Here is a 2590-nt window from a genome sequence, read left to right on the forward strand (position 1 = left end):
GCGTACGGCCGCGGCTGAGCAGGAACGGACCGACGCGGTCACAGCGAGACAACAGGTGGAGCGGACCGCAGCTGACACGGAGCGAACGCTCGCACGAGAACGCGCTGCAGCAGCAGCGGCCGTTGAGGAGTTGAAAGAAGCTCGCGTCGAGCGCCAGGCGGCTGAACTGGAGCGAGCCAAAGCAGTCTCAGCGAAAGAGCGTGCCGAGCAGGCCGCAACCGAGACGGCACAGGCTCTGGCACGGGAACGTACTACAGCTGTCATGAATCGTGAGGATCTCGACAGAGCACGCATCGAGCGCGAAGCCGCCGCCCAAGCTCTTTTGGTGCGTGTCGCTAAGCTTCAGGAGGCTCTGGACGAGCAACGCGAGGCCGCACATAGTCGATGCTGACCTCGATAGGGGCCGAGATCGTCGCCCGACTCAACTGATGTACGACGCCCGCGCTGGCGACGCGCACGCTGGTCGCCCCAAACGGAGCGGCGGCCGACTCGATGGCATCATGGCAGGCCCGAACGACTTTATCCGGGACGCCCGGCAACGCCTCGGTTCGGCTGACTGTTGATTGAGTGTTGCTGTCGCTGGGAGGCTGGAGAGCGGCCGGCAGGTCGAGCGACTGTCCGCCCCTTGCGGACGCAACAGCAGTAGCGGTGGCCGGACCTACCGTCCCCGGGGCTGCCGCAGTGCCGCTTGTGCTGGTCTCGCCGTCGTCCGCCGACGAACTGGAGCCGCCGGGGTCATCGCCAGTCCCTTTCTGCGAGCCGCCGTGGTTGCCGCCGGCGTCATGACCTCCGCCGCCACCATGGCCACCAGAACCATGGCCGCCGTTGCCATGCCCTCCGCCTTGCTGACCACCGGTTGCAGCTCCTGCGCAAACTACGGCGATCGAGCAAGCTAAGACGAAATACGCACAGGTGAATCCACGCGATTGACGCACGACGACCTCCATGGATGCGTCGGTCCAACCGTCTTTCCGCGGCGTGCAGTCAGAACGGCCGAACCGCCGCTGCCCCCGAGGCAACCTAGCGATTGCCGCGCCCCCGAAAGAACTAGGGGATCGATCCGGTGTATCAAGGATATTTGGCTGGTAAGCGCCGATGAGAGATCGCTTGGCTGGCGAGTGCCGTATCATTCACGTCGAGGCCGACCGTGGATGACGCCGCAGACGCCTTCATGACCCAATGACCGGAGTCCGGGGAGTGGCCTGGCCGAGGCCCGGGCGAATGCAGAGATCAGCTCCGCCATGGCGAACCATGGCGGGCCAGACGGATCACCCCGCCTCAGCCAACCCTGACGACAAAATGCTTCGTCACCGGCTCGATGATCTTCCAGGTTCCCTTGAAATCGGCTTCCACCACGAAGGCATCGCCGGGACCGACCTCGACCGGTGTGCCGCCGTCCGGCGTGATGATGATGCGGCCGGCGATCATGTGCACGAACTCGTAGTCGGTATAGGTCGCGTGGTAGGTACCGGGCGTCGCGCGCCAGGTGCCCGACAGCACCTTGCCGTCCTCGGTCGTGTGCTGGACGGCGGTTTGCATGGTCGGCTTGCCCTCGACGACGATCCAGCCAGCCAGATCGCCGGCGTCCGCGTGTTCGACGGTGCCGAATTTGAGGATTGTCTCGCGTGTCATGTGCTGGGCTCCGTTTGGTGGATTGCGTGGCGTTGTTTGCCTGGCCGGTCAAATAACCGATGCACCTGCCGCGAGCAATGCCGGCGCCATACGGCCGGCACCTTGGCTGACGGTGCATCAAACAAAAAACCCGCCTGTGCGGCGGGTCACTGGCGCAAATCAGCACCATAAGCAAATATGTACCATAGCTGAGGTCACCGAGTCAAGAAAAAATTCCTATCTCGGAAAAACTGGCGGCACAAAAGCTACCAACACCGGCTACCACGAGGCTTTTTGTTAATCTGAGTTCGGAGCCCTGCCCTGCGGCGCACGCCGCGTCCTTCGGCTCTCGACGGGCGGGTCAGGGTTTGTGCCGCGCCGAGACGAGTTCCGCCTTGCGCCTTGCCGTCTCCATTCCCAGACCGATGAAAGCACGCGCGTGCTTGGCCAGCGCCATGTTGTCCGTCCAGAGATTGCGCCAGATCGCGGTCTTCTTCGACAGGTTCTCATCGACGATTTCCGAAGAGAAGGATTCGAAGCTGAGGTCGTCGCTGTAGCCGATAGCAGTCAGCGCATCGAAGATCGCGGCGAAATCGATATTGCCGGTGCCGAGGAAGCCGCGATGGCTTTCGCCGATATGGACATAGCCGATCTTATCGGCGGCATGACGGATGGCCAGCCCGACATCGGCCTCCTCGATGTTCATGTGGAAGGTGTCGAGATGCAGGAAGATGTTGTCCGAGCCTGTGTCCTCGATGAAGGCCAGCCCTTGCGCGGCGGTGTTGAGCAGATTGCTTTCGAAGCGGTTGACGATCTCGAGGTTGAGCGTGACGCCGGCCGCCTTGGCTGTCTCGGCAACCTTGGCCAGCGTGCCGGCACTGCGCTGCCATTGAGCGCGCGTCGGCGCCTCGACCTGCAATCCGTGGCTGGTCGAGAGAATGCCGGCGACCTTCCGGCCGCCGAGATCGCGCGTCAGCGC

3 protein-coding genes and 1 pseudogene are annotated in these 2590 nt (G+C 63.4%); 1 reads left to right on the forward strand and 3 read right to left on the reverse strand.

Going from position 1 to position 2590, the window contains the following annotated elements:
• Positions 1-391, forward strand: a pseudogene (locus EN906_RS30400) (hypothetical protein); the annotation flags it as partial.
• Between the two features lie 267 nt (positions 392-658).
• On the opposite strand, the gene EN906_RS37520 reads toward EN906_RS30400, so the two are convergent.
• From EN906_RS37520 to EN906_RS30415, 3 genes are all read right to left on the reverse strand, one after another.
• Entirely contained in the window at positions 659-853 is a 195-nt protein-coding gene (locus EN906_RS37520) for a hypothetical protein (RefSeq protein WP_164750860.1), read from the reverse strand.
• 425 nt (positions 854-1278) lie between these two features.
• Positions 1279-1632, reverse strand: a complete 354-nt coding sequence (locus EN906_RS30410; RefSeq protein ID WP_127266678.1) for a cupin domain-containing protein — start codon at positions 1630-1632, stop codon at positions 1279-1281.
• A gap of 340 nt (positions 1633-1972) precedes the next feature.
• A partial coding sequence (locus EN906_RS30415) for a sugar phosphate isomerase/epimerase (protein ID WP_164777477.1) occupies positions 1973-2590 on the reverse strand: 618 nt, incomplete at its 5' end.

It is taken from the genome of Mesorhizobium sp. M7A.F.Ca.CA.004.06.1.1, from assembly GCF_003999135.1.
Taxonomy (GTDB): Bacteria; Pseudomonadota; Alphaproteobacteria; order Rhizobiales; family Rhizobiaceae; genus Mesorhizobium.